This window comes from Sulfitobacter sp. (assembly GCF_041552635.1).
GTDB lineage: Bacteria > Pseudomonadota > Alphaproteobacteria > Rhodobacterales > Rhodobacteraceae > Sulfitobacter.
In genome coordinates this window covers 1-4,609 of record NZ_JBFEKM010000238.1, presented here as the reverse complement: position 1 = coordinate 4,609, position 4,609 = coordinate 1, and the positions used below count along the sequence as shown (strand labels likewise).

Below are 4,609 nucleotides of genomic sequence, written 5' to 3'. Positions count from 1 at the left end.
TTCCTTGCGTGTAAGTCCGCTGGTCAGTGCGATACGCACCGCATCTTTGCGGAATTCGTCTGTCCGTTTCAGTCCCATAGTCCGTCTCCTTTGTTGCAGTAAATGCTATCAAAGGAGCGGCATCAAACCGCGACAGGTCCAGTAGCCTCCCCTAAAGTTTGTGGTGTTCAAAAGTAAAATTTTCTCGGCAAGATATCTGAGGAGATTTACGATAAAGAACGGACGATTTAGCGAAGCACGGATCATGGGGGTGTTGAAGCAGTCGGAGGATGGCGTGCCCGCTTTTACAATTGGCGGACCAATTTTGGGGACGTCGAGCGTTACGACCGCACCGTTAGGCGCGAATGGCTTAGTCAATATACATCAAGGAGGCACAGGATCAGGCCACACAATGGCTCTGGACTTACAACAACGAGAGACCCAACATGGGTATCGGCGGCATAACACCCGCCATGAAACTGAAAGCAGCCGCCTGAATTCTACGGCTAACCCCCATTAAAAATGGGGAAATTACCGATCAACTTCTCTCAATTACGGGGACAACCTATCTCAATGTTGCTGCTCATGCGGTCTGTATTCGCGACATCCGTCCTTTAGGAAGAGGTACCATGACACATCCTTTGTCTCGCTTGAAACGTCTGATGCGGACCTTGGTCAAGACACCCAAGAAACCCGAAAGCCCCGCGCCCCAAGACTTCACTGTCGGACGCAGCCGCGTTCGCATCGGGCGCTTTACCTATGGCAAGGGTGGTCTGATTGTTAAGCAATGGAACGAAGGGGCTGCCCTGACGATCGGATCATTTTGCTCAATTGCGAAGGATGTGACCATCATTCTTGGCGGTAACCACCGCACAGATTGGGTCACAACGTTTCCCTTTGGCCATATCTACCAAGACACCCTTGGGGATGTCCGACCCGAGGGGCATCCTGCCACGCGGGGTGAAGTTATTATAGGGCATGACGTCTGGCTTGGTTACAATGCCACTATCCTATCCGGCATCAGCATTGGTACCGGTGCGGTCGTTGCCGCCAATGCAACCGTGACGAGGGATATTGCGCCCTATGAGATCTGGGGAGGAAATCCAGCGCGTCGAATTGGCAGCCGTTTCGAGCCAGAAATGGTCGATAGGTTGCTTACCCTAGAATGGTGGAATCTACCTGAATCGGTCATCCGCAAAATCGTACCTGACCTGTCCCAAAGCCCAACCCCGGAAACGCTTGACAGAATTTCTAGCTCTTGGAAGAGCTAGATTTATCATTTGTAAAATAGAAAGAAACTTTCCCGACGGGGACTGGCGATGAGCGTGAATGAACCGTAAATGGGAACTTTATCACTTGAGTTAACTTGTATTCTTGCAACTCGATGGATCTGCCTTGTATTGCTTATATGGACACAGGCCGTTCCGCCGCTTTATAATTTTTCCGCGAACTTGAGAACGCTTCAAGATGGCTGGCATCGCCGAAAAATTCTCCCACTGGAAAACGGCGTTTTCTTTCACTCTGCATTGTATTTTCACCCCAAGTCATTGATGCTGCAACGCAACATAGACACAGTATCGGAAGTGGTACATGATGATCGAGACCTCCGACCCAACGCCCCCCTTACACCGATTAGTCTCGATGCTCTGGCGTATCACAACCCTCCCGATGCGGTTGCAATTTTTGACACTGTTTCTGGTAATGTTGGTGGCAGCTATTGCTGAGTTGGGTAGTCTCCTCGGTATTCAGGTCTATTTCAAGTTCATCGCTTCAAGAGAGTTGTCGCTAGACAATCCCATTACATCACTACTTGCAGGCCTTGACGCGCGCACGCAAATCATTGCTCTTTCGATCGGGCTTGGCGGGCTGCTACTAATCAAGCTGGCCTTGGACCTTCTAACCAATCTTATGCTTGCCCGAACAGTGGTCCGGCAGCAGGTCACGCTCGCAACACGCCTTTTTAGGGCTTACCAACTCGCACCGTATACTTGGTACGGAATGCGAAATACATCCGATCTACAGCGCAATTTGCTGCAAGACGTTAACTTGGTATCAAACCAGATTACCTTGCAACTGCTGCAACTTGTTCTCAACAGCATCATATCCGGAGCACTTCTGGTGTTTATTCTTCTGACACTGTCCCCGGGCCTGATGCTGGCTATAGGCGCGATCGTTATCTTGTTGGCGACGGTGGCCATGCGCGTCCAAAAGATCCTTATCGAGGCGGGAAAGCAGACCAGATTGGCTAGTGGCGACACGCTGAAAGCTACCTATGAAGGTATGAATGCAATGACTGAGGCCCGAATATTGGGCCGCAACGATAGCTTTATTTGGCGGTTCCAGCGCACTCAGGGACGGCTGGGATGGGCACTTCGTCGCCGGATATTCTTAACTCAATCGCTGCCTTTGGTACTGGAAAGCCTGATCATGATCGCCTTTATCATGATTGTGTCCTTCATGGTCATCACCGGTGATGGCGTAGAAGATGCCTTTGCGATGGCGGCAGTTCTCGCGGTTGCCATTTTTCGGTTGCGTCAGGTGCTCAACAAAATTCTAGGGGCCATAAACAAAATCGGGTCCGCCAGTGCCTCGCTCCCTCCTCTGGTCTATGATCTGGAAACTTTGGAGCCCTTTTCCGGGGAAGCTCCGCGACGGGTTGCGGCCCCGGAGCAGGGGTTCTCTGTACTGCAATTCGATGACGCAAAATTCAGGTTTCCGGACCAAGACAGACTTGCGATAGCAGGAATTTCAACAGTTCTGCGCAGGGGTGAACATCTGGCAGTCATGGGCGCTACCGGGGCAGGTAAATCCACCTTCCTTCTGATGCTCTTGGGGTTGATCAAACCGACAGAGGGGCAGGTCAGTTTGGATGGCGCGCCCCTGGCGCAGGTGTTGCCTGAGTGGAATGCGCAGATTGGCTATGTGCCGCAAGCAGTTTTCCTGATTGACGATACAATCGCAGCCAATGTCGCCTTCGGCGTGCCCGAAGAGGAGCGCGACCCTGAGCGGATCCGTATCGCGCTCGAGCAAGCGCAGCTATTGGATTTCGTCTCTGGCTTGCCGCAAGATATCAACAGCCCCGTGGGCGAACGAGGCTCGGCCCTATCGGGGGGGCAGCGTCAGCGTATTGGACTTGCTCGGGCTCTTTACCGTACTCCCACCGTCATTATTCTGGACGAAGCAACATCGGCGCTGGACCTCAACACACAGACAAAGATGTTGCAGGCATTGTCTAACCTACCACAGAACCCGACGGTTATTTCAGTGACACATCAACTCGAGCCACTTGAATACGCCGACCGATTGATCCTTCTGGAAGAAGGTCGCATCTCGGCAGATGGTACCGTCAAGGAGGTCTGGCGTTCTGAGGCGTTCCACCGCATCACCACGAGCGGTGGAGTTGAAGGGGGTACATGAAGATCTGGCCTGACAAAAAATTCCTTTGCATATCATTGAAGGTCCAAAGCTTGATTTTGTTCCCACAAAAAGCCTATTTTTGATGTCTGCTCAGTCTCAAATTCGCGTGGCCTTCGGTTCTGTCCCCAAGGATGCAGGGACCTTCACCTTCTATAGAAACCTGCGCCCTGCCCTGTTGGGCCATGGGATCGACCTGCGTTGCGTCAGCCTTGGCAGGGACGACGCGCATCTTTGCGATGCCGATTATGTCGATGAGGGATGCCATCTTCTGGTCCCGCGCAGTTCCAGCCTAAAAAGGCAGGCGCGTGCTTTCACCGATTGGTGCAAGCGTGAACGGATCGACATCGTCATGGGCATCAACTCTGCTGGGATCTTATCGGCGCTACCGCATTTGCCGGCCAACGTCAGGGTAATGTCACGCTGTGCCAATGCCTTTGATCATGGGTATCGCATCACGATGTCGGGGCGCGAACGTCTGATGCGGATCGTCGCGCTCAGCCCTCGGCTGCGCGACGACTTGGTCGCTGATTATGGTGCTGACCCGGCTCGGATCGAGCTTATTCCAAATGGCATCGACCCGGGCCGTTTTGATGATGCGGCTGCCCGCCCCCGTGCCCAAGGGGATAAACTTGAATTGGGCTTTCTCGGGCGGCTCGAACATGGCCAGAAAGGTGTGCTGCACATCCCCGCGATCCTTGATGCCTTGCACGCGCGCAAGGTACCATTTCGGCTGCGCATCGCGGGCAAAGGCCGTGACGGTGACCAGCTACGCGATGCACTTTCAGCACATGAAGCGGCAGGCCGGGTGGCGTTTCTTGGCACGCTTGGCCCCGATCAGATCCCAGAGTTCTTAGCAGAGACGGATGTTTTTGTTTTCACCTCGCGCTTTGAAGGCATGCCCAATGCGCTGCTTGAAGCGATGATGGCCGGCTGTGTCCCGGTCTGCTTCAACATCACGGGCATCACCGATTTCATGATCGAGCAAGGGCAGGCAGGCAGCTTGCATGATCAAGGCAATGCCGAAGCTTTGGCTGACACCATCGCTGAGCTCGCCCGAGACCGCGCCAGTCTGCAGGCACAACACGAACGCGGTGCCCAGCAGGCCCGCGCGCGGTTCAGCAATGCCAAAGCTGCCAAAGCCTATGCGGCGCTTTTCCAAGCACTCATGCAGGAAACGCCGCCCGCTGTCGAACCCCGCCCTTGGCGCGATTTC

Annotated in this window: 3 protein-coding genes and 1 pseudogene; all 4 read left to right on the top strand. The window is 53.8% G+C overall.

What is annotated here, in order from left to right; all coding sequences use genetic code 11:
• Positions 1 to 312: 312 nt before the first annotated feature.
• Positions 313 to 476: pseudogene (locus ABYT07_RS19135) on the top strand (integrase core domain-containing protein); the annotation flags it as partial.
• A 132-nt stretch (positions 477 to 608) separates the two neighbouring features.
• Positions 609 to 1,250, top strand: coding sequence for a CatB-related O-acetyltransferase (locus tag ABYT07_RS19130; RefSeq protein WP_372993612.1), 642 nt, complete (start codon positions 609 to 611; stop codon positions 1,248 to 1,250).
• Positions 1,251 to 1,569: 319 nt separating this feature from the next.
• Entirely contained in the window at positions 1,570 to 3,396 is a 1,827-nt protein-coding gene (locus ABYT07_RS19125; protein ID WP_372993611.1) for an ABC transporter ATP-binding protein, read from the top strand.
• 82 nt (positions 3,397 to 3,478) lie between these two features.
• The coding region (locus ABYT07_RS19120; RefSeq protein WP_372993610.1) for a glycosyltransferase family 4 protein at positions 3,479 to 4,609 on the top strand (1,131 nt) is incomplete at its 3' end.